This window comes from Bacillus hominis, assembly GCF_018332515.1.
Taxonomy (GTDB): domain Bacteria; phylum Bacillota; class Bacilli; order Bacillales; family Bacillaceae_G; genus Bacillus_A; species Bacillus_A hominis.
This window is the reverse complement of the sequence record NZ_BOQD01000090.1, coordinates 1-22,488: the sequence shown is the minus strand read 5'-3', so window position 1 is coordinate 22,488 and position 22,488 is coordinate 1. Positions and strand designations below refer to the sequence as shown.

Sequence of the window (22,488 nt, the reverse complement as noted above, 5' to 3'; positions counted from 1 at the left end):
GCTAAAGAGCTTTTCTAGTTGAATTTAATTATGTAACGGATTTTTATTTTCATCTAATGTAAATCCTTCGCCGACGACATCATGTACATCACTTACAGCAACAAAGGCGTGAGGGTCTACAGAAGTAATGATATTTTTTAACTTCACGATTTCGTTTTTTGCAACAACACAATATAGTACATTTCGTTCAACTTTTGTATAGGATCCAACTGCTTTTAAAAAGGTTGCTCCGCGCTCCATTTCGGATAAAATTTTTGCTGCAATTTCATCGTTTTTATCAGAAATAATAGTTGCTCCTTTTGCTGCATAAGCTCCTTCTTGCATAAAATCAATAACCTTAGCACCGATAAATACAGCAACTAACGTATACATACCTTCACGGTATGATAAATATGTAAGAATAGAGACGACAATAACGACTGCATCAAACATAAACATCGTTTTCCCCATACTCCAGCCAACATATTTGTGAGCTAGCCTTGCGATAATATCAACACCGCCAGTAGTCCCGCCATATTTAAATATAATTCCAAGGCCGATACCGATAAATGCTCCGGCGAATAAGGCAGCCAGTGTCATATCATTTTGCAAGTTTAAATGTAAGTTGAGAACTTCATAGCGCTGAAACACCCATAGGAATAAAGAGACGCTAAATGTACCAATTAATGTGTATAAAAAAGTGGTTCGGCCAAGTAACTTCCAACCGATAAAAAATATGGGAATATTTAAAATTAAGTTTGTATAGGAAGGGTCAAGCGAAAATAGAAAATATAATAATAGCGTAATACCGGTAAAGCCACCCTCTGCAAGGTGGTTTTCAATATTGATATTTACAATACCGAAAGAGAAAATAGCGGAACCAATTAAAATGAAAATGATATTTCGAATTTTTAAGTTTGCTTTCATATAGAAATCCCCCTAATTATGTAGATTGCATTGCTCCGCTGAAACGGTAAAACATAATGGTAAGTAATTTCTGGTTGCTAGTGAAAATAGTAAAAGCTGTAGAACCCTGGTTGGTTCGGGCTAATTTTTTGCGGAAAAACCGGCAAAAGAAGCTTCAGTTTATTATAGTCTATCCAAAAAAGGGTCGCAAATAGGTGATTGGCGGGGAATAATATTTGTCAAATCGCGATGAATTGGCTAACATGAAAGAGGAAGGATTAGAGGTGAATTATATGGAAGCAAAAACGATGAAAGATATGCAGAAAGAAGTAGATGCATATATTGGTCAGTTTAAAGAAGGTTATTTCAGCCCGCTTGCAATGATGGCTCGTTTAACGGAAGAAATGGGAGAGCTTGCGAGGGAAGTAAACCATTATTATGGTGAGAAACCAAAGAAAACAACTGAAAAAGAACGCAGTATTGAAGAAGAGCTTGGAGATGTATTATTTGTTATGATTTGTATGGCAAATAGTTTAAATATTGATTTAGAAACAGCGCATAACATTGTAATGAATAAATTTAATACACGCGATAAAGATCGCTGGACACGTATTGATGAGGGAGAGAAAGAATAATGAAAGAAATTAAAGTAATTATCGCTGGACCAAGAGGACGTATGGGACATGAAGCAGTCCTTCTTATGGAAAGAACAGAACATTTCAATTTAGTAGCAGCAGTAGACTATAAGCATGGTGGAGAAAAGATTTCGGATTTATCTGGTATGCCGATGTTAGATACACCAGTTTACGCAGATTTACATACTTGTTTAGATGAAGTAGAAGCAGATGTATTATTAGATTTAACAACACCAGAAGTTGGAAAGAAACATGTGACACTTGCAGTTGAACGTGGACTTCGATCTGTTATTGGTACAACTGGATTTACTGAAGAAGAACTAAAGCAATTAACAGAAAATGCAAAAGAAAAAGAAGTTGGAACAATTATTGCTCCAAACTTTGCAATTGGTGCAGTTCTAATGATGAAATTCTCACAAATGGCAGCGAAGTACTTCCAAGATGTTGAAGTAATTGAATTACACCATGATCAAAAATTAGACGCGCCATCTGGTACGGCTGTAAAAACAGTAGAATTAATCCGTCAAAACCGTGTGCCAAAAGAGCAAGGACACCCTAATGAAACGGAACAATTAGAAGGAGCACGTGGTGCGAATGTAGACGGTATTCACATTCATAGTGTACGTTTACCAGGACTTATTGCGCACCAAGAAGTAATGTTTGGCGGTGATGGACAAATGTTAACGGTTCGTCATGATTCATTCAATCGTGCATCATTTATGTCAGGTGTAAAACTATCAATTGAGACAGTAATGAACCTCGATCATCTTGTGTACGGTTTAGAAAATATTATCGACTAAAGGGGAAATAACGGATGAAAATTGCCTTAATTGCACATGACAATAAGAAAAACGATATGGTTTCGTTTGCATACGCATATAAACCAATTTTTGAAAAACATGAATTATTTGCAACCGGAACGACAGGACTTCGTATTATGGAAGCGACTGGTCTAGTTGTAACAAGATATCAATCAGGTCCTCTTGGGGGCGATCAAGAAATTGGTGCAATGATTGCAAAAAATGATATGGATATGGTGATTTTCTTCCGCGATCCACTAACAGCACAACCACATGAACCAGATGTGAATGCGTTGCTTCGTTTGTGTGATGTATATGCGATTCCACTTGCAACGAATATGGCAAGTGCTGAAATGTTAATGCACGCATTAGAGCGAGGAGATTTAGATTACCGCAAGTTAAGAAAATGAGGGGAACAATTATGAGTGGATTACATATATTAGCGTTTGGTGCTCATGCTGATGATGTCGAAATCGGCATGGCGGGTACCATCGCTAAATATACGAAGCAAGGGTATGAAGTAGGTATTTGTGATTTAACAGAAGCTGATCTTTCTTCAAATGGAACGATAGAGTTGAGAAAAGAAGAAGCAATGGCTGCAGCTCGTATAATGGGAGTAAAGACGAGACTGAATTTAGCGATGCCGGACCGTGGTTTGTATATGAAAGAAGAATATATACGTGAAATTGTAAAGGTGATCCGTACATATAAACCAAAATTAGTTTTTGCACCGTATTATGAAGATCGCCATCCAGATCATGCGAATTGTGCAAGGCTTGTGGAAGAGGCCATTTTTTCAGCGGGAATCCGTAAATATATGCCAGAGTTTCCACCGCATCGTGTAGAGTCTTTTTATAATTATATGATTAATGGTTTTCATAAACCGAATTTTTGTATAGATATTAGTGAGTACCTTTCTAAAAAAGTCGAAGCGTTAGAAGCGTATGAAAGTCAGTTTTCAACAGGGAGTGATGGTGTTAAGACGCCGTTAACAGAAGGGTACGTTGAAACTGTGGTAGCTCGTGAAAAGATGTTTGGGAAAGAAGTTGGAGTAATGTATGCCGAAGGATTTATGAGTAAGAAACCGGTCTTATTACATGCTGATTTAATAGGGGGATGTAAATGAAATTGAAAATAGGTATTACATGTTATCCTTCTGTAGGTGGTTCTGGAGTTGTTGGAACAGAGTTAGGAAAGCAATTGGCGGAACGCGGGCATGAAATTCATTTTATTACATCGGGTTTACCATTTCGGTTAAATAAAGTGTATCCAAACATTTATTTTCATGAAGTGACGGTAAATCAATACTCTGTATTTCAATATCCACCATATGATTTAGCGTTAGCGAGTAAAATGGCAGAGGTTGCTCAAAGAGAAAATCTTGATATTTTACATGTGCATTATGCGATTCCTCATGCTATTTGTGCATATTTAGCAAAACAAATGATTGGGGAGCGTATTAAAATTGTTACAACCTTACACGGAACAGATATTACTGTGTTAGGTTCCGACCCTTCGTTAAATAATTTAATTCGCTTTGGTATTGAACAATCTGATGTAGTTACTGCTGTGTCGCATTCGTTAATTGAAGAAACGCATGAGCTTGTAAAACCAGATAAAGAGATTCAGACAGTATACAATTTTATTGATGAACGAGTATATTTTAAGCGTGATATGTATCAACTAAAGAAAGAATACGGTATACAGGAAAATGAAAAAGTGCTCATTCACATTTCGAATTTCCGAAAAGTTAAGCGAGTACAGGATGTGGTTCATGCATTCGCCAAAATTGTTAAAGAAGTAGATGCAAAGTTGCTTCTTGTTGGGGATGGACCAGAATTCTGTACGATTTTACAGTTAGTGAAAAATTTACATATTGAAGATCGTGTCTTATTCCTAGGAAAGCAAGATAATGTTGCAGAGCTTCTTGCGATGAGTGATCTAATGCTACTTCTATCAGAAAAGGAAAGTTTCGGTCTTGTTTTATTAGAAGCAATGGCATGTGGCGTACCTTGTATCGGCACAAGGGTTGGAGGTATTCCAGAGGTCATTCAACATGGTGAAACAGGATACTTATGTGAAGTTGGAGATACAGATGGAATAGCTAAGCAAGCAATTCAACTACTAGAAAATGAAGAACTTCACCGTAATATGGGAGAGCGAGCGATGAAATCTGTATATGAGCAGTTTCGTTCGGAAAAAATCGTTTCACAGTATGAGGCGATTTATTATGACATACTAAGGGATGACAAGAATGGAAAGATTTAAAAAAGCTAGTTCAATTATTGAGATATTAAAACAGCACGGACATGAGGCTTACTTCGTTGGTGGAAGTGTACGCGATCTTATTATCGATAGACCGATTGGAGATATCGATATTGCAACATCTGCTTTACCAGAAGAAGTAATGGCTATTTTCCCAAGACATGTTCCGGTTGGTCTTGAGCATGGAACTGTAATTGTTGTAGAAAATGGTGAACCGTATGAGGTAACTACTTTTCGAACAGAAAGCGAATATGAAGATTTTCGGAGACCTAGTAGTGTTCAATTTGTCCGTTCATTAGAAGAGGATTTAAAACGACGTGATTTCACGATGAATGCAATTGCAATGACAGAGGAAGGCGAAATGGTTGATTTATTTGCTGGGCAAGAAGCGATTCGTCTGAAGGAAATTACAACGGTTGGAGATGCTGCAGACCGTTTTCAAGAAGATGCCCTGCGAATGATGCGTGGTATTAGGTTCGTAAGCACGTTAGGTTTCTCTTTGGAAATAAAGACGAAACAAGCAATTGAAACGTATGGGCATTTGCTCGAACATATAGCGATTGAAAGAATTACAGTTGAATTTGAAAAATTGTTGACCGGTACATATTGTGTGAATGGTCTTCAAGAGTTAGTAGAAACGAAGCTATTTTCTCATCTGCCATATTTACAAATGTCAGAAGAAAGACTCTTGAAAGCTACGCAGTATAAATGGGATTCTTTCGAAACAGACGTTGAGGTGTGGGCATTTTTCTTATATTGTATCGGGGAAGAGCATCCATCTGTTTTTTTACGTCAATGGAAGTTCTCGAATAAAAAGATTAAAGATATTGTAGCGGTTTTATTAGCAATTCGTTCTAGAAAGGAGAAGGAGTGGGATACAATCCTTCTTTATAAAACTGGACTTCACATCGCTGAGATGGCGGAAAGAGTATATGAAGCGATAATAGAAAGTTATAATAGTGCGTCTGTTAAGCAAGTACAATCACTATTTCATACATTGCCGATAAAAAATCGTCAAGAAATGAATGTGACTGGTAATGATTTATTAAGCTGGGCAGATAAAAAGCCAGGTCCGTGGGTTGCCGAAATGCTTCAAAATATTGAAGAAGCAATCGTACAAGGAGATTTAGTTAATAAGAAAGAGAATATAAGGGAGTGGCTACAAAGATGCAATCTACTATAAGAAAGCAGTTATTACAAGTTTTTTCTGAAGCAGATGGTGCATTTGTATCTGGTCAAACACTTAGTGACAAACTCGGTTGTTCGAGAACCGCTGTATGGAAGCATATGGAGGACCTTCGTAATGAAGGATATGAACTAGAAGCTGTACGCCGCTTAGGTTATCGAATTGCTAGTAAACCAGATAAAGTAACTGCTAATGAGATTCAATTAGGATTACAAACAGAGCGTATCGGTAGAACGGTTTATTTTGAAGAATCGGTTGAATCTACTCAGCATATTGCAGCAAGACTTGCTTATGAAGGCGCAGAAGAGGGAACAATTGTCGTTGCAGAAGAACAAATAGCAGGTAGAGGACGTTTAAGTAGAAAATGGTATTCTCCAAAAGGAACAGGAATTTGGATGAGTATTATTTTGCGTCCATCTATTCCAGTTCATCATGCACCACAGCTTACTTTATTAGCAGCTGTTAGCGTAGCACAAGCAATTGAAAAATGTACCGGTGTAAATGTAGGGATTAAATGGCCAAATGATATTTTAATTCAAGGTAAAAAAGCTGTCGGTATATTAACGGAGATGCAAGCTGATCCAGATAAAATTAATGCTGTTATTATGGGAATTGGCATTAATGCAAATCAGAAACAAGAACATTTTGATGAGGAAATTCAGCAAATTGCAACTTCATTAGCAATTGAATCGGGTAAGCCGATTGTTCGTGCGGAACTTATGCAACAAATTTTCTTGCAACTAGAGAAATTGTATGAAGAGTATTTAAAAAATGGCTTCTCTGTTATTAAAATTCTTTGGGAAAGTTACGCAGTAAGTATCGGAAAAGAAATTACAGCTCGAACGATGAAGGAAGCTATTACTGGGCTAGCAAAAGGGATTACGGAGGAGGGTGTATTGTTACTTGAGGATCATCAAGGACAAGTGCACCACATTCATTCTGCTGATATAGAAATTAAGTAAAAGAAGTTCCTATTTTGGAGCTTCTTTTTGTCATGTAGATACTAATAAATTTCACATACCGTAATAGGAATATAAAATTATTTTTTCGAAAAAATGTAGCAATTCCTTTTCAGAGTTTGCTATAATTAGTTCGAATATGGGCAGTATCAAAGCGAACTGCACCATTATTTTACGCAGTATGAAAAAATAATAATTTGGATTCTGCCTTGATCCAATACCGGACTGGGACAGAGGGATGAATAATGCCGACTAACACACAACCCTTCTGCCCTTTTATGGCCAGAGGGGTTTTTTATATGATTTCGGCCATCTCCTCTCTCCTGCATAAAGGAGGAGTAGTTTTTGAAAACAAAAACAGATTTTTTGAAAATGAAAGAGCAAGGTGAGCCGATTACAATGCTAACGGCGTATGATTATCCATCTGCTAAATTAGCAGAAGAAGCTAAAGTCGATATGATTTTAGTGGGTGATTCTCTAGGAATGGTTGTACTTGGGTATGATTCAACAGTTCCAGTAACAGTAGAGGATATGATTCATCATACGAAAGCTGTACGCCGCGGAGCGAAAGAGACGTTTATTGTAACTGATATGCCATTTATGTCTTATCATGTTTCATTGCAAGATACGATGGTTAATGCACGTCGCATTGTTCAAGAGAGCGGGGCACATGCATTAAAGGTAGAAGGTGCTGGAGAAGTTATATCGACTATTCACTACTTAACGAATGCAGGAATTCCCGTTGTGGCGCATTTAGGTTTAACTCCTCAATCTGTAGGAGTGCTAGGTGGGTATAAAGTACAAGGGAAAGATGCTGAAAGTGCAAAAAAATTAATAGAAGATGCAAAGAAATGTGAGGAAGCGGGTGCGATAGCACTTGTGTTAGAGTGTGTGCCAATGCAATTAGCAGAACTTATTTCAGAGCAGTTAACAATTCCTACAATCGGAATTGGAGCAGGAAAAAAAGTAGATGGGCAAGTTCTTGTATACCATGATCTTATCTCGTACGGCGTAAATCGTGTTCCGAAATTTGTGAAGCAATATACGTCTGTTCAAGAGGAGATTGTGCGAGGGATTTCGCAATACGTTACTGAAGTAAAGACAGGGCAATTTCCTGAAGAAAAACATTCATTCACAATGAAAGAGGAAGAATGCTTAGCCTTATACGGAGGAAAACAATAATGAAAATCATAACTACAGTGCAAGAGATGCAGCAAATTACAAACGAACTTCGTACAAGTGGAAACAGTATCGGTTTTGTTCCAACGATGGGGTATTTACACGAAGGGCATGCTACTTTATTGCGTAAGGCAAGGGAAGAAAATGAAATTGTAGTTTTAAGTGTATTTGTAAATCCACTACAATTTGGACCAAATGAAGATTTAGATCGATATCCACGTGATATTGATAGAGATGAAAATGTAGCAAAAGAAAATGGTGTGGATTATTTATTTTATCCGAGTGTAGAAGAGATGTATCCAGCAGAACAAACGACAACAGTAGAAGTTGTGAAGCGTACCGACGTATTATGTGGCAAACAAAGACCTGGTCATTTCGCTGGTGTTGCTACTGTACTAATGAAACTATTTAATATTACATTGCCAACGCGTGCTTATTTCGGTATGAAAGATGCACAGCAAGTAGCTGTAATTGAAGGATTCGTAACGGATTTTAATATTCCAGTTACGATCGTACCAGTTGATATTGTAAGGGAAGAAGATGGATTAGCGAAAAGTTCTCGTAATGTGTATTTATTACAAGAAGAACGTGAAGAGGCTCCTCATTTATACGGCAGTCTATGTATAGCGAAAGAACGAATTGAGGCAGGCGAACGTAATCCAGAAATCATTATGAATCTTGTGAAAGAGCATATTGAGAAGTATACGAAAGGCACTGTAGATTATGCTGATTTATATGCATATCCTTCATTAAAAGCAATAGATAAAATTGAAGGAAGAATCATTTTAGCGATTGCAGTTAAGTTTGAAAATGTACGATTAATTGACAATATAACATTAATGGGGAAATAAGGGGGAGCATCTATGTTTCGCACAATGATGAGAGCAAAGTTACATCGCGCAACTGTAACAGAAGCAAATTTAAATTACGTAGGTAGTATTACAATTGATGAAGATTTAATGGATGCGGTAAATATTGTAGAAAATGAAAAAGTACAAATTGTAAATAACAACAATGGGGCTCGCTTAGAGACATATGTTATAAAAGGAGAGCGCGGTAGTGGAGTTGTTTGTTTAAATGGTGCAGCTGCAAGGCTTGTACAACCGGGTGATAAAGTTATTATTATTTGCTATGGTTTAGTGGCAGAGGAAAATATTCATAAACAAGAGCCGAAAATTGCAGTATTAGACGATGATAATCAAATTATTGAAATGTTAGGTGCTGAAAAAGCTGGCACGATATTATAAGTAGGATGGCTATCTCTAATTAAGGAGATAGCTTTTTTGTGCATCTTTTCATTAAGATGAGGTAAAACGTGGTATAGTAACATTATATAATTTTTGTGTTTGATAGGTAAGAAATTGAGGTGTTACATATATGAGTAAGCGTTATGTCGTTGTTGATTTAGAGACGACAGGGAACTCCTGGAAGGATGGGAAGGATAAAATCACCCAAATTGCAGCTGTTGTAGTGGAAGATGGAGAGATATTAGAGATTTTTTCATCTTTTATTAATCCGAAGAGAGAGATTCCCCTATTTATTACAGAATTAACTGGGATTGATGAAGATCTTGTAAAACAAGCCCCGTTATTTCGAGATGTAGCCCCGATGATTGTTGAGCTATTACAAGGTGCGGCTTTTGTTGCACATAACGTTCACTTTGATTGGAATTTTTTAAATGAAGAATTAAGGCAGTCTGGATATACAGAAGTACATTGTCCTAAAATCGATACAGTTGAATTGGCGCAAATTCTTTTGCCGACAGCTGATAGTTATAAATTACGTGATTTAGCTAAGCAACATGAACTAGAGCACGATCAACCACATCGTGCGGATAGTGATGCTCTTGCAACGGCGGAGTTGTTTTTACAATTTTTAAATGAAATTGAAAAGTTACCACTTGTCACGTTACAATCGCTTTATGAATTAAGTGATGTTTTCCAAAGTGATATAGCTGATGTACTTTCTGAAAATATTTTAAAGAAAATGATGCATGGCAAAGAAAGGGCAGAGGAGTATGAAGTGTATCGAAATATTGCGCTTCGAAAACGGAATTATTCTTTAAGCCTCAGTGAAACATGCTCATCTAAATTTGATGCTTTCTTACATAAGACAATGGATAAACTTGAATTGAATATGCCAAAGTTTGAAAAAAGAGAAAGCCAACAGATTATGATGAAGGAAATATATACAGCGCTAAGAGATTCTAGGTTTTCACTGATTGAAGCAGGAACAGGTACGGGGAAGACGCTTGCATATTTACTTCCAAGTATTTATTTTGCAAAGAAAAAAGAAGAACCTGTCATTATAAGTACACAAACTGTACAATTGCAACAACAAATACTAGAAAAAGAAATTCCGTTATTACAGAAAATAATGCCATTTCCATTTGAAGTGGCTCTTCTGAAAGGAAGAAAGCATTATCTTTGTCTACATAAATTTGAATATGCTTTGCAAGAGGAAGAGAAAAATTATGATATGGCGCTCACAAAGGCAAAAATTTTAGTGTGGTTATTGCAAACGGAAACCGGCGATCGTGATGAATTAAATATTCCTGAGGGCGGAAAGTTACTTTGGAACCGTATTTGTAGTGATGCATATAGTCCGGGCGGAATGCAAAGTAACTGGTTTAGTCGTTGTTTTTATCAACGAGCGAAGAATAAAGCATTGTTTGCAGATATTGTTATTACAAATCATGCGTTATTATTTCAAGATTTTTCAAGTGAAGAACCACTGTTTGCTTCATGTGAACATATTATTTTTGATGAAGCTCATCATATCGAGGAAGCGGCGAGTAGAACATTCGGTGAACAGTTCTCATGTATGTATTTTCAATTAGCTTTATCCCGTCTCGGTACGCTAGAAACAGATGATGTGCTTTCTAAAGTATATAAAATGATGAAAAAATCAGAGCAAGCTTCTCGTTCGACTTTCCGTATGGTGAGTCATAGTTTGAAGGAATTGAAATTTGATGCGGATGAACTATTCCAAATGTTACGTGCTTTCATATTTAAACAAACAAAGCAGGAACAAGGGATGAGCAATATGCCGCTCATTTATCGATATAACACGGAAGTAGAGAAAGGGAAGTTATGGGATAGCATTACCGAGTTAACAAATCGTTTTGTATACGATATAAGAAAATTAGTGACTACACTTGAGAAGCAAGTTGATATATTGCAAAGTAAATTAGAATGGCAGATGCATGTTGTTACAGGTGAATTTATGCACTTAATTGAATTGTTGAGAACGATGGTACAATCTTTACAATTACTCATTTTAGAAAAAAATTCATACGTGACATGGATGGAGACTGAAACGAAGGGAACGATTCATTCAACAGTTTTATATGCGCAGCCTGTTCATATTGGTGAAAGATTTGCTGATGAATTTTTAACAGAAAAAAAGAGTGTTATTTTCACATCAGCAACGTTAACAGTTAGTGATTCATTCGACTATATAAAAGAGGAGCTAGGTTTGCATGATTTTGCGCCCAATACATTAAAGGTTCCATCACCATTTCGTTTTGAAGAACAAATGAAATTAATGGTTTCAACGGATGTTCCTTTTATTAAGCAAGCAAGTAATGAGGAATATATTGAGTCTGTATCGGCACATATTGCGAAAATAGCGAAAGCTACAAAAGGTAGAATGCTCGTTTTATTTACTTCGTATGAAATGTTAAAAGAAGCGTATACGCATTTGAAGAATGATGATGCATTAGAGGGATATTTATTATTAACGCAAAGTGTGAATAACAAGAGTCGAAGTCGCTTAATCCGTAAATTTCAGGAGTTCGACAAATCGATTTTGTTAGGAACAAGCAGTTTTTGGGAAGGAATAGATATTCCAGGAGATGCTTTGAGTTGTCTTGTTATTGTCCGTCTCCCATTCACACCTCCTCATCAGCCAATGATGGAAGCGAAAGGTGAGTGGCTAAAAAATCAAGGAGAAGACGTATTCACTAAGTTAGCGCTCCCACAAGCGATATTACGTTTCAAACAAGGGTTTGGTCGTCTTATTAGAACAAATACAGATACGGGAACGGTATTTGTGTTAGATCGTCGCTTGACAAGCTCTTCCTATGGAAAACGATTTTTACAATCAATCCCGACTGTCCCGCTCTATGAAGGACCGTTAGAAGAATTGTTAGAGCAATTAGAGGAACGGCCAAATAAATAAAAATTGGAAGAAAAAATACGCCTGGAGTACATGTAAACTTCAGGCGTAAAAAATGTGGGTAGGAGGAATTTTATTTTTCTTACTTCTTGTATACAAAATGTATTGCTTTTCGACTTGAAACCTTTTTTTGCTGTACATGTCCTGCTATAATAGATGGGTGATGAAGCAGGGGTTGTAAAGAATGTACTCTTATTGTAACCGCATTGCGTTCTTCTATAATTAGAAATTTTTGTGTAACGGAGGAGTTTTTTCATGGATAAGAAAATCGAAGTCCTATCAACGACGCGTATTAAATATTCATCTGACTTGTATAAAATTGTTGATAGCTTGAATCGTACGTTAAAAGAGCAGGACCTCATGTTCGGGTTAGCATTAGACGAAAAAGATAAAGAAATAGCTGTATTTACGATTTACAGAACGTAGTGATACAATGAAAAAGTGGATCTTTGCAATCATTATCGTTATCGTTGCTAGCGGAATATATGGGGCGTATGTTTATAATAAAGCGATGGAAAAGAAAATTCCAAAAGAGTCAAAGTCTGTAGAAATTGCAAAAGAAAAAGCAAAGCTTACAAATGTGAAATCTGTGGATTATTATAACGGAGAATCTTCATATACAGTCGTACAAGGTACAGATGAAAAAGGTGAACAACTTATTGTTTGGGTGCCTGAGAAAAAAGGGGAAACTATAATAAGGAAAAAGAGCGAAGGTATTTCTGAAAAAGATGCTTTACAAAGAACGATTGAACAAGTCGGAGATGAAAGTAAAGAACCCAAAAGTAAGCCGAAAGAAATTTTAAAAGTAAAATTAGGCGTTGAAAACAATATACCACTATGGGAAGTTACATATATTGATGATGACAATCGTTATAGTTACTACAATCTTGCGTTTCAAGATGGTCAGTTTTTAAAACGATATAGCATTGAAAAATAGATGTAGGGGGAACTACAAATGAAATTAGCAAAGCGAGTAGCTGCTTTAACACCATCTGCAACTTTAGAAATTACAGCAAAGGCTCAAGCATTAAAAGCGGAAGGTCATGATGTAATTGGATTAGGAGCAGGAGAACCTGATTTTAATACACCAGAGCATATTATGGATGCTGCGCATAAAGCAATGTTAGAAGGACATACGAAGTATACACCAACGGGTGGATTACAAGCGTTAAAACAAGAAATTGTGAAGAAATTTACTCGTGATCAAGGCATTGCGTATGATCCGTCTGAAATTATTGTATGTAACGGTGCAAAGCATGCATTATATACATTATTCCAAGTGTTACTTGATGAAGGAGATGAAGTTATCATCCCAACTCCTTATTGGGTAAGTTATCCTGAACAAGTAAAACTTGCTGGTGGTAATCCAGTTTATGTAGAAGGTTTAGAAGACAATGAGTACAAAATTACAGCAAAGCAGCTGCGTGAGGCAATTACAGAGAAAACGAAAGCAGTTATTATTAATTCACCGAGCAATCCAACAGGAATGATTTACAGCAAAGAAGAATTACAACAGCTTGGAGAAGTATGTTTAGAACATAATATCTTAATCGTTTCAGATGAAATTTATGAAAAATTAATTTATGGTGATGCAGAATATACTTCAATTGCCCAGCTTTCTAATGTATTAAAAGAACAAACACTTATTATTAATGGTGTATCTAAATCACATTCGATGACAGGATGGCGCATTGGATATGCAGCAGGAAATAAGCAGCTTATTAAAGCGATGACGAACTTAGCGAGTCATAGTACGTCAAACCCTACTTCAATTGCTCAATACGGTGCAATTGCTGCGTATGCAGGCTCACAAGAACCTGTAGAAACAATGCGTCAAGCGTTTGAAGAAAGATTGAACATTATTTATGATAAATTAATCCAAATTCCTGGTTTCACTTGTATCAAACCACAAGGTGCTTTTTACTTATTCCCAAATGTAAAAGAAGCCGTAGCGTTAGCGGGATATGATACAGTTGATGAGTGGGCAAAAGCATTATTAGAAGAGGAAAAAGTAGCTCTTGTTCCAGGTACAGGATTTGGTGCACCAAATAATGTTCGATTATCGTATGCGACATCTCTTGAGCAAGTAGAGAAAGCATTAGAACGAATTCATACGTTCATGAAAAGCAAAGTACAGGCTTAATCTTCTGTCTTTTGTAGTAAATGGCAAGTAACCTCCCTATATATAGGGAGGTTTTTTTGACGAATTGTGGCAAAAAGAAATGACTGAAGGTGTGTTATACTAGAGAACGAGGTGTTTGGTGATGAAAAAGAAAATGATGTTACAATGGTTTGAACAGGGAAGCATAGCAATTCCTAAATTGCTTATGATGCATTATAAAAAGTTAGGCTTAAATGAAACGGAATTTATGGTGGTACTTCATGTACACACATTTTTAGAATCAGGTAATTCGTTCCCGACTCCTTCAGAGATTTCAGAGCGGATGACGATAACAGAAATGAAATGTATGGAAGTGATTCAGACATTAATCCAAAAAGGTTTTTTAGCGCTAGAAGGTGGACAAAGATCAGAAGCGATGATGTGTGAAAGTTATTCTTTACAACCACTTTGGGAAAAAATATTGCATTTTTTAATGGACGAATCAATAGAGGAAGAACAGAAAGAAAAAAAGAAACTTCAAGTAAATTTATATACAGTATTTGAAAAAGAATTCGGAAGACCGCTCTCACCGTTTGAATGTGAAACATTAGGAATGTGGGAAGATCAAGATCAACATCATCCGAATTTAATTCAAGCTGCTCTCAGGGAAGCTGTTATGAGTGGTAAACTTAATTTCCGGTATATTGATCGTATTTTATTTGAGTGGAAAAAGAACGGAATTAAAACGGTAGAGCAAGCGCAAAACCAAGGCCAAAAATTTAGAGCGAATCAACAACGAGCGCAACAAACAACAAAACAAGAAACAAAATTTACTGGGAAAGTGCCTTTTTACAATTGGTTGGAGCAGTAATGTAGGAGGAAAGACATGTTGAATAAAACGCAAATTCGCTATTGTTTAGATACAATGGCGGATATGTATCCAGAAGCGCATTGTGAATTAATTCATGATAATCCATTTGAACTTGTAATCGCGGTGGCATTATCTGCGCAATGTACAGATGCACTTGTGAATAAAGTGACGAAAAACTTATTCCAAAAATATAAAACACCAGAAGATTATTTAAGTGTGTCTTTAGAAGAATTACAACAAGATATACGTTCCATTGGGTTATTTAGAAATAAGGCGAAAAACATTCAAAAATTGAGCAGGATGTTACTAGATGATTATAACGGAAAAGTTCCAGAAGACCGTGACGAGCTGACGAAATTACCAGGAGTAGGGAGAAAGACAGCGAATGTAGTTGTTTCGGTAGCGTTTGGGATTCCAGCGATTGCTGTTGATACGCATGTAGAGAGAGTGGGTAAACGGTTAGCAATTTGTAGATGGAAAGATTCTGTGTTAGAAGTGGAAAAGACATTGATGAAGAAAATTCCAATGGATGAGTGGGGAGTTACACACCACCGTATGATTTTCTTCGGACGTTATCACTGTAAGGCGCAGCGACCACAATGTGAAGAGTGCCGATTACTAGAAATATGTCGTGAAGGAAAGAAACGAATGAAGGGGAAATAAAGGATGGAGCGAGTTATAGAAATACCGAAAGAATTTCGGTGCGTACCATTTTTTAAAGAGAGTGCAAATTCGATTACGTATCACACAGACCAATCTTTTGAAGAAATAATACAAAATACTTACTTTATATTTGATATTGAAAGACAATATGAGCCATGGAATGAAATTGAAACAAGTATTCCAGCGGTGTTAAATGTATGGAAAAGCAAGCATGAAGAAATTGCTACACTATTTCGAAACAGAAAAAAACAAGAAGCTGAGGGTCCGATGATTCTTGTTGCAGCGCACTTTCTATCGGTTATATATTGGTTAAATGAGCAGCCTGTTCATAGTTTGAATGATATGCAAGTAAATACGAATAAATTGGAAGTACAACCTGTTAATTTTATGGAGCGATATTTATTTATTATAAAGAACCCGAGTAATTACCATTCATATATTCAATTAGCACAGTTGTATATCGAAATAGAAAAGCTATATGTAAAGAAAATGATAACAAAAAAGAAGTCGGTTTCTCGTTAAGAGAAACCGACTTCTTTTTTTGTTTATTAAGACTCTGTTGTAACAACATTTCCGTCTGCGTGAGGTGTATCTCCTCCGGTATTCTGTTGGTGCTGTTCTTCTTCAGCTTTTTTTCTAGCTTCTTCTTCAGCTTTTTTCTTAGCTTCTTCGTCAGCCTTTTTCTTGGCTTCTTCGTCAGCCTTCTTCTTAGCCTCTTCTTCAGCAGCTTTCTTTTGAGCTTCTTCTTGCTGTTTACGTTGTTGTTCTTGTTGTTGTTGCTGTTCTTGTTGTTTACGCTGATCTTCGTCAGCTTTTTTCGTAGCTTCTTCTTGTTTTTGTTTATCTTCATTGGCCTTTTTCAGGGCTTCTTCGTCAGCTTTTTTCTTAGCTTCTTCGTCAGCCTTCTTCTTAGCCTCTTCTTCAGCTTTTTTCGCATCTGGAGTTCCGCCAGGCGCAGTGAAGGATGCACCAACTGCAGGACTTGTTCCAGTACCCTTTTTCGCTACTACAGAGAAGCTGTAAGTAACACCTGGTTTAATACCACCAAGAGTAGCTGTCGTACCGCTTACTGATAAGCTACCACTAGAACCGTCAGTAGCTTTATAGCTTGCAGCATACGCATCAACCTCTGATGGTCCAGACCAATTTAGTGTAACTGTGCTAGCGCCATCGAAAGCGACATTAAGGCCGCTTGGCGAATCTACTTTAATTTCTTTAACTGCATCTTTTTTCGCGCCTTTAATGTACAGTTCTCCATTTAATTCTTGTACAGAAGAAGGGCGCTCGAAACGAGATTTATCCGTAGCAAATTTGCTCATCATTGTTTGGAACATTTGCTGAGCAATTCTAGTAGAACGATCTCCAATGTAATTTTCTGGGCTATCTTTTTCATAACCAGTCCATACAGCCATTGTATATTGTGGTGTATATCCTGCGAACCAACTATCTCTGTTGGCATCTGCTGGAATACCGTATTTTTTAATAACAGATTCATCAAAGTTTTGTGTTCCTGTTTTACCTGCTACGTCTACTCCTGGAACATACGCTGTCGGACCTGTACCGCCAGAGCCAGGTTTTACTACGTCGCGAAGAACATCAGTAATCATGTAGGCCGTATAGTCATGCATCGCACGTTGTTCTTTCGGCTTAAAGTTTTTCTTTTTCCCATCTGGGAAGATAACTTCTTTTACGAAATGAGGTTTATTATAAACACCGTCATTTCCGAATGCTGCATATGCACCAGCTACTTCTAATGGAGAGCTGTCATTACTACCAATTGCAGTAGATTCATATACCTTGTCCTCTTTAAATGTCATTCCTAAGCCTTGAGCAAATTCTTGTGACTTATTGAGGCCAACTGCTTGGGCTGTTTTTAAAGCTGGAATATTTAACGATTTTTTCAATGCTTCACGAAGTGAAACGTCACCTTTATAACTATTTGTTGCATTTCGTATTTTTTTACCGTTGGAATACGTATACTCTGAGTCGTTTAATTGATGATACGTAGACCATTGTAGGTTCTCAATTGCTGGACCATAGTCGAAAATCGGCTTCATTGTTGAACCTACTTGGCGTTTTAAATCGATTGCCATATTATGACCTTTGAAAGTAGACTTACTTTCTTTACGACCAGCGCCGATTGCTCGAACTTCTCCAGACTGAGTATCCATAAATACGAATGATCCTTGGAATTGATCGTTTGGATACTTGATGAGATTCCCGTCCATTATTTTATCAGCATAGTCTTGAGCATCAAGATCAAGAGTTGTTTGGATTGTTAAACCGTCTGAACCGATATTTACATCAGGGATTTCTTTTTCAACTTCTTTTACAACTGCATCTAAAAAGGCTTGATATTTCATTTCAGTTACATCTGAAGATGGAAGAAGTCCTTGTGTTACAGGAATTTGCATCGCGTCATTCATTTCTTGTTTCGTTATATACCCGTGTCGGTTCATTAATGTTAATACGATATTACGACGTTTCGTTGCTCGCTCAACGTTATCCGGTTTTGTTGGATCATAAATGTTAGGACCTTGGGGTAAACCAGCGAGCATTGCAGCTTCGTGTAGTTGTATGTCTTTTAAATCTTTGCCGTAATATTTTTTGGCAGCTGTTGAAATACCATAAGAGCGATTACCTAAGTTAATCTTATTTAAGTACATTTCTAAAATTTCATGTTTTGAGTACTGTTGCTCTAACTTATAAGATAAGTACCATTCCTGCACTTTTCTCTTTGCAGTTTTGTCCATCGTTAGAAAATAGTTTTTAACTACTTGCTGTGTAATCGTACTACCACCTTGTGAGCCAAAGCCACCAGTGACATTTTCCATAATTGCCATTCCAGTACGTCTAAAATCAATTCCATCATGCTCATAGAAGCGAGCATCCTCAGTCGCAAGGAATGCACTTTCAATTACTTTGGGAATTTGATCGTAAGTAACATGGGTTCGTTTTTCAGCACCGTATTCATAGAAGAAATTCCCGTTTTTATCAAGGAATTTTGTTGATAAAGGATTGACAAGTTTTGATTTGTCTAATTTCGGAGCGTCCTTTATCATAACAAAGAAAGCTGAAACGCCAGCTACGAGGCCGACGATACCAAGAAGTAGACAACCTATAAGGAATTTCTTGAAAAAGGAACCTTTTTTCTTTGGCTTTTCTTCTTTATGAGTTTCTTTCGTTTGATTTTTTACATGATTTCGTTCTGTACGAGAACGATAATTATCTGACATTATACTTTCTCCTACCTTTCATTCTCTCCCCCAAAAGTCGAAAAAAGAGCCTTAGTGATGACTCTATCACGAAAAATAAACCGTGTCTAGTACGCGGATATAATCAATTCGAGGGTGATAACCGCATGATAATAAAGCCCCATGCTCTTCTATTTCTTGTTTTGTAATCGATTTACGTCCACCAGTATTTTGACGATTCCAAAATGCAATAATATGTTTTGCATCTAATAAATAAAATTCATCAAAAAGTGTAAATTTAATAATAACAAATGCAATTCCATTATGAGCGACTACTTGCTTCATATGTTCAATTTGATGAAGGTGGAAGTTTTGAAGTGGAAAACTGGTTTTATTTTTAGTTTCTTTCGCTTCAAAATCGATGTATTTCCCTTTGTATACACCGTTGTAATCTGTTGTAGAAGGTTGTTTGAAATACGCTTCTTTTACCACTGCAGCACTTCGAGCGGGGTAATCTACTTTTACAATTTGAAGAGGTGTAGGTTTTTTATGTACGCATGCAATATTATGGGTTAAGTAATATTGATTGGTTTCATTCAATTCCTCTTCAAGGGACATACCTCTATTACTGTAAGTATGTTTTTTTATTGGTGTTTTATGAGGTTGTGAAGCTTGATCGTACCTTTTTCCATTTGGGTAACGAATGGTCATGTTTTGTCCACTCCCAACTTGATAAGAATTACTTACAAAGGTGATTATATCAAAAAAATGAAAAAAGATGTGACCTTTTTCAAGAAAGGTATGGTGACTTACTCATGTTTCGATGGGATGATTACGAAAAAATTAAACAGAACCGTAATGATATTTTTTGTACAGAAGAGGAAAAAGCTATAGTTCTTCATATTAAAGAGAGAACGGATGTAGCTAACGTAGATAATATTTCACGTACACAATCTTACCAAGAATATTATTTGAGAAATAGAGAAATTAGATGGTCTTTTTTAGCAAGTATGGTTTCAAGGAATGGGGGATGGAACATGACAGATCTAGAAGGAGAATATTATTCTAACTTTTTATCTCAAACAGTTAAGAGACGATTATTTCTTTTGTATGAGAAAGCCAATTGGCTCATTTTCTTAGATGCATTTCCTCAACTATTACTGTATGAGGAAAGTAAAAAGAGATGCGTACCGCTCTTTCATTTGTTACAATTTTTCAACATATCAATTTTTATGGAAAAAGAATGGGTCGCGTTTTGGGAGAAAAAAGATGTAAATAGGCTTATGACGGCACTTATTATTAATGAACAAAATAAAATTCAAAAACCAGTAATTGAGAATGCATACTTTCAAAAGCATGTATTTGACACGGCACTGTTCAAATTTCAAGAAATGGTTCATGTTAGTGCAGTTATTTTTCCAACGATGGAAGGGGGAATGTATGGATTTTCAGTTTATCAATTTGAAACGTTGCAAAAACGTATAGAACTGGGGAAACAATTAGCTTGGTTATTATTTCATTCAAAGTATAAGGCTTCTTTTTATACATTTGCAGTGCAAACTAGACATACAGGGTCAAGGATGGATTATGAATGCAATATAAGGGGGATTAGAAAATCAGGTACGCCGGCTCTTAGGGATGTGTATTCTATTGTCACTCATGAAAAATTAATTGAAAAAGATTGGTTTAGTGAAGGGTTGGAAATAGATTCTTTATTTTTACTTAAAAAACCTAAGGGGGAAATTAATATAACAGAATGGTATAGAAAGAAGAGGGAGCAAATACATACTCTTTCTATATTAAGTAGTTTTGTTAAAAGAATAGATGAGTTCATGATATAATAAAGAAGTCCCGCTTTCCTAAATGAAGGCGGGCTTCTTTATTAAAAGTAATATGCTCTACAACAAATTACTTTCTAATCCGCTATTGATCGGCAGTACGACTTTAACTTCAACACTTATAGAAAGCGAAGAGGTAAGGTTAGACTAGAAAATAGCTGTTTGTAAATGACACTTTGATTAAAGTTTCACTTTATGTAGCGGGGAAATTTGGACCATCAAGCTTTGGATTACCAGTCTCAGGTTTGTTTTGTTGTTTGTTTTGCTTTTTCTTTTTTTCGTTTTTATTTTTTGCCATCGTAATACACCTCCTTTTTGTATTGTTACCATTTCTAAAAATGGCATACTAAATGATTTCTTTGACGAATATCAACTAGTTTTGTCATGTGAGAAGGAGTAATCAATCAATCGGCGAAATTACATGACAAAGGAAAGGCAAAGAAGGGGGCGTTTTAAAAATGGCGATGGTTCAGAAGGAAGATGTTATGAAAAAAATGGATCAAATGTTAAGTTCTCTCGATTTGCTGGAAATGAATATTGGGATTAGAATGAATCATGCATTGAAGGATAAAGGTGAAAAAATATGCAATAAGATAGAAATAACAGAAATGCATATCGAGCATATGGAAAATAAATTAGTGCATCACGAAGAAAAAGGGAGCTGGGTAAAGACATTTCAAAACGTCGTAGTGAGTGCATAATAAGGTGGGAACAAAATGGGATATGAAGCATTAATCCAGTCCTCGGAGAAGTTAATGCAGTATAATGATGAAGCGAATATGAAAAAAAGAGAAATGGTTGAATATGATTTTTATAAGGATATGAAGCCATTTGTTGATATTGTAGATGCGGAGTTAGAGATGTGGAAAGAATTAGCTTATAGGTGGATAAAGGAAGAACGACCTAAGTATATACATGTACAACAAATTGATCAAGTGTATGATAATTTACAAACTAATGTGCTACAATGTTTTGTTAATAAGGGAAAAGGTAAACGTTTCTTTGAAACTCATCAAGCTATTTCGTATACTTTGCAAAATATCGTAGATCAATGTAAGTAACAAGAGGGAAAACCCTCTTGTTTTTTTATCCCGGGCAGTAAGATTTCCACCTCGAAACTCGGCTGAAGCAAAGAAGTTAGGTGGGAGATGAACAAAACCCCCACTGATTAAAGTTTCACTTTATGCTTCTGTCACTGTTGTAGGTTTTGTTGCACCGTTTATTTCTAATTCACGTATTAATGTTCGGTAATCTGATATGCATATTTTTCCTTCAAGATAACAATGCCTTGCAAAGTCTAACAGTTCATTCGAATTTTCTGTGTCATACCCCTTTTTTTGAGAAAACGCTTGTTTTAAATCCCCTAATACCATGTTGATTCCTCCCCAATGAGAATCTTCTTCCTTATTATCATAGCATGGAAGGGTTTACTTTCTAATTTTTTTAAAAATTTAAACTTCCGACAAAAACAGACAGATACTCCTTCACACATTTTATTTTATAGGTACATATTCTATATGTAGAAACTTATGCGAAGGAGGAGAGAATGCATGTTTCAACAACCTAATATATACCAGCAAGCAAATCCATATGCACAGCAAAATATGTACCAATATAATGAGGATACATATTTACGATATAATATGTATCCTTTCGAGCCTCATTATGGAAACCAAAATTATTATCAACCATTTGAAGTGTCGTTTGGGAATCAGCAGCAAGCGCATATGAAT

At 36.3% G+C, this 22,488-nt stretch carries 25 protein-coding genes and 1 pseudogene; 21 read left to right on the top strand and 5 right to left on the bottom strand.

Features of this window, described 5'->3' with window-relative positions; translation table 11 throughout:
• Nucleotides 1–24 precede the first annotated feature (24 nt).
• The gene (locus tag KI356_RS10640) at nucleotides 25–906 is read right to left on the bottom strand and encodes a YitT family protein (protein WP_212935396.1); all 882 of its coding nucleotides are present in this window, start codon (nucleotides 904–906) and stop codon (nucleotides 25–27) included.
• 272 nt (nucleotides 907–1,178) lie between these two features.
• Between KI356_RS10640 and KI356_RS10635 the strand changes: the two genes are divergently transcribed.
• From KI356_RS10635 to KI356_RS10555, 17 genes are all read left to right on the top strand, one after another.
• The gene (locus tag KI356_RS10635) at nucleotides 1,179–1,520 is read left to right on the top strand and encodes a nucleotide pyrophosphohydrolase (protein ID WP_002108639.1); all 342 of its coding nucleotides are present in this window, start codon (nucleotides 1,179–1,181) and stop codon (nucleotides 1,518–1,520) included.
• Nucleotides 1,520–2,320 carry a dihydrodipicolinate reductase gene (gene dapB, locus KI356_RS10630; protein ID WP_212935395.1) on the top strand — a complete coding sequence of 267 codons (801 nt, stop codon included), beginning with the start codon at nucleotides 1,520–1,522 and terminating at the stop codon, nucleotides 2,318–2,320. Before KI356_RS10635 ends, dapB begins: the two co-directional genes overlap by 1 nt.
• 14 nt (nucleotides 2,321–2,334) lie before the next feature.
• The gene (locus KI356_RS10625; RefSeq protein WP_097902298.1) at nucleotides 2,335–2,730 is read left to right on the top strand and encodes a methylglyoxal synthase; all 396 of its coding nucleotides are present in this window, start codon (nucleotides 2,335–2,337) and stop codon (nucleotides 2,728–2,730) included.
• Nucleotides 2,731–2,741: 11 nt separating this feature from the next.
• Nucleotides 2,742–3,446: a bacillithiol biosynthesis deacetylase BshB1 gene (gene bshB1, locus KI356_RS10620; protein WP_098267235.1), complete on the top strand. Its 705-nt coding sequence runs from the start codon at nucleotides 2,742–2,744 to the stop codon at nucleotides 3,444–3,446.
• Nucleotides 3,443–4,588, top strand: coding sequence for an N-acetyl-alpha-D-glucosaminyl L-malate synthase BshA (gene bshA / locus KI356_RS10615; RefSeq protein ID WP_128281619.1), 1,146 nt, complete (start codon nucleotides 3,443–3,445; stop codon nucleotides 4,586–4,588). Before bshB1 ends, bshA begins: the two co-directional genes overlap by 4 nt.
• Entirely contained in the window at nucleotides 4,575–5,768 is a 1,194-nt protein-coding gene (locus KI356_RS10610; RefSeq protein ID WP_128281618.1) for a CCA tRNA nucleotidyltransferase, read from the top strand. The genes bshA and KI356_RS10610 overlap by 14 nt, the downstream gene beginning before the upstream one ends.
• Nucleotides 5,753–6,733: a biotin--[acetyl-CoA-carboxylase] ligase gene (locus KI356_RS10605; RefSeq protein WP_212935394.1), complete on the top strand. Its 981-nt coding sequence runs from the start codon at nucleotides 5,753–5,755 to the stop codon at nucleotides 6,731–6,733. The genes KI356_RS10610 and KI356_RS10605 overlap by 16 nt, the downstream gene beginning before the upstream one ends.
• Before the next feature lie 342 nt (nucleotides 6,734–7,075).
• Entirely contained in the window at nucleotides 7,076–7,912 is an 837-nt protein-coding gene (gene panB / locus KI356_RS10600; RefSeq protein WP_128281616.1) for a 3-methyl-2-oxobutanoate hydroxymethyltransferase, read from the top strand.
• Nucleotides 7,912–8,760 carry a pantoate--beta-alanine ligase gene (gene panC / locus KI356_RS10595; protein ID WP_002117725.1) on the top strand — a complete coding sequence of 283 codons (849 nt, stop codon included), beginning with the start codon at nucleotides 7,912–7,914 and terminating at the stop codon, nucleotides 8,758–8,760. Before panB ends, panC begins: the two co-directional genes overlap by 1 nt.
• Before the next feature lie 12 nt (nucleotides 8,761–8,772).
• Nucleotides 8,773–9,156 (top strand): aspartate 1-decarboxylase, encoded by a 384-nt coding sequence (gene panD, locus KI356_RS10590; protein WP_000490176.1) that lies wholly within the window; start codon nucleotides 8,773–8,775, stop codon nucleotides 9,154–9,156.
• Nucleotides 9,157–9,286: 130 nt separating this feature from the next.
• Entirely contained in the window at nucleotides 9,287–12,091 is a 2,805-nt protein-coding gene (dinG, locus tag KI356_RS10585) for an ATP-dependent DNA helicase DinG (RefSeq protein ID WP_212935393.1), read from the top strand.
• Nucleotides 12,092–12,343: 252 nt separating this feature from the next.
• Nucleotides 12,344–12,514, top strand: a complete 171-nt coding sequence (locus KI356_RS10580) for a YpmA family protein (protein WP_000358351.1) — start codon at nucleotides 12,344–12,346, stop codon at nucleotides 12,512–12,514.
• A gap of 7 nt (nucleotides 12,515–12,521) precedes the next feature.
• Nucleotides 12,522–13,025 carry a cell wall elongation regulator TseB-like domain-containing protein gene (locus KI356_RS10575; RefSeq protein WP_212935392.1) on the top strand — a complete coding sequence of 168 codons (504 nt, stop codon included), beginning with the start codon at nucleotides 12,522–12,524 and terminating at the stop codon, nucleotides 13,023–13,025.
• A gap of 18 nt (nucleotides 13,026–13,043) precedes the next feature.
• A complete protein-coding gene (aspB, locus tag KI356_RS10570) occupies nucleotides 13,044–14,231 on the top strand; it encodes an aspartate transaminase AspB (RefSeq protein WP_128281613.1) in 1,188 nt (395 codons plus the stop codon).
• Nucleotides 14,232–14,352: 121 nt separating this feature from the next.
• Nucleotides 14,353–15,060, top strand: a complete 708-nt coding sequence (dnaD, locus tag KI356_RS10565) for a DNA replication protein DnaD (RefSeq protein ID WP_002117737.1) — start codon at nucleotides 14,353–14,355, stop codon at nucleotides 15,058–15,060.
• Between the two features lie 15 nt (nucleotides 15,061–15,075).
• Nucleotides 15,076–15,723, top strand: a complete 648-nt coding sequence (gene nth / locus KI356_RS10560) for an endonuclease III (protein WP_128281612.1) — start codon at nucleotides 15,076–15,078, stop codon at nucleotides 15,721–15,723.
• Nucleotides 15,724–15,726: 3 nt separating this feature from the next.
• Nucleotides 15,727–16,245, top strand: coding sequence for a YpoC family protein (locus KI356_RS10555; RefSeq protein WP_128281611.1), 519 nt, complete (start codon nucleotides 15,727–15,729; stop codon nucleotides 16,243–16,245).
• A gap of 26 nt (nucleotides 16,246–16,271) precedes the next feature.
• Here the strand turns inward: KI356_RS10555 and KI356_RS10550 are convergent, their stop codons facing one another.
• Both KI356_RS10550 and recU read right to left on the bottom strand, forming a co-directional pair.
• On the bottom strand, nucleotides 16,272–18,959 hold the full coding sequence (locus KI356_RS10550) for a PBP1A family penicillin-binding protein (RefSeq protein ID WP_212935391.1): 2,688 nt from the start codon (nucleotides 18,957–18,959) through the stop codon (nucleotides 16,272–16,274).
• A 66-nt stretch (nucleotides 18,960–19,025) separates the two neighbouring features.
• The gene (recU, locus tag KI356_RS10545) at nucleotides 19,026–19,628 is read right to left on the bottom strand and encodes a Holliday junction resolvase RecU (RefSeq protein ID WP_002117747.1); all 603 of its coding nucleotides are present in this window, start codon (nucleotides 19,626–19,628) and stop codon (nucleotides 19,026–19,028) included.
• 104 nt (nucleotides 19,629–19,732) lie between these two features.
• On the opposite strand from recU, the gene KI356_RS10540 reads away from it, so the two are divergent.
• On the top strand, nucleotides 19,733–20,758 hold the full coding sequence (locus KI356_RS10540; protein ID WP_212935390.1) for a DUF2515 domain-containing protein: 1,026 nt from the start codon (nucleotides 19,733–19,735) through the stop codon (nucleotides 20,756–20,758).
• A gap of 190 nt (nucleotides 20,759–20,948) precedes the next feature.
• Here the strand turns inward: KI356_RS10540 and KI356_RS28465 are convergent, their stop codons facing one another.
• The gene (locus tag KI356_RS28465) at nucleotides 20,949–21,095 is read right to left on the bottom strand and encodes a phage portal protein (protein ID WP_306475192.1); all 147 of its coding nucleotides are present in this window, start codon (nucleotides 21,093–21,095) and stop codon (nucleotides 20,949–20,951) included.
• Nucleotides 21,096–21,213: 118 nt separating this feature from the next.
• Here KI356_RS28465 and KI356_RS10535 point away from each other — a divergent pair, with 118 nt between their 5' ends.
• Together KI356_RS10535 and KI356_RS10530 are read left to right on the top strand one after the other, a co-directional pair.
• Nucleotides 21,214–21,456 (top strand): hypothetical protein, encoded by a 243-nt coding sequence (locus KI356_RS10535; protein WP_002117753.1) that lies wholly within the window; start codon nucleotides 21,214–21,216, stop codon nucleotides 21,454–21,456.
• A 15-nt stretch (nucleotides 21,457–21,471) separates the two neighbouring features.
• Nucleotides 21,472–21,816, top strand: coding sequence for a YppE family protein (locus tag KI356_RS10530; protein ID WP_128281608.1), 345 nt, complete (start codon nucleotides 21,472–21,474; stop codon nucleotides 21,814–21,816).
• Between the two features lie 120 nt (nucleotides 21,817–21,936).
• Here the strand turns inward: KI356_RS10530 and KI356_RS10525 are convergent, their stop codons facing one another.
• Nucleotides 21,937–22,128: a YppF family protein gene (locus KI356_RS10525; protein WP_002117758.1), complete on the bottom strand. Its 192-nt coding sequence runs from the start codon at nucleotides 22,126–22,128 to the stop codon at nucleotides 21,937–21,939.
• A gap of 177 nt (nucleotides 22,129–22,305) precedes the next feature.
• On the opposite strand from KI356_RS10525, the pseudogene KI356_RS10520 reads away from it, so the two are divergent.
• A pseudogene (locus KI356_RS10520) lies at nucleotides 22,306–22,488 on the top strand (YppG family protein); the annotation flags it as partial.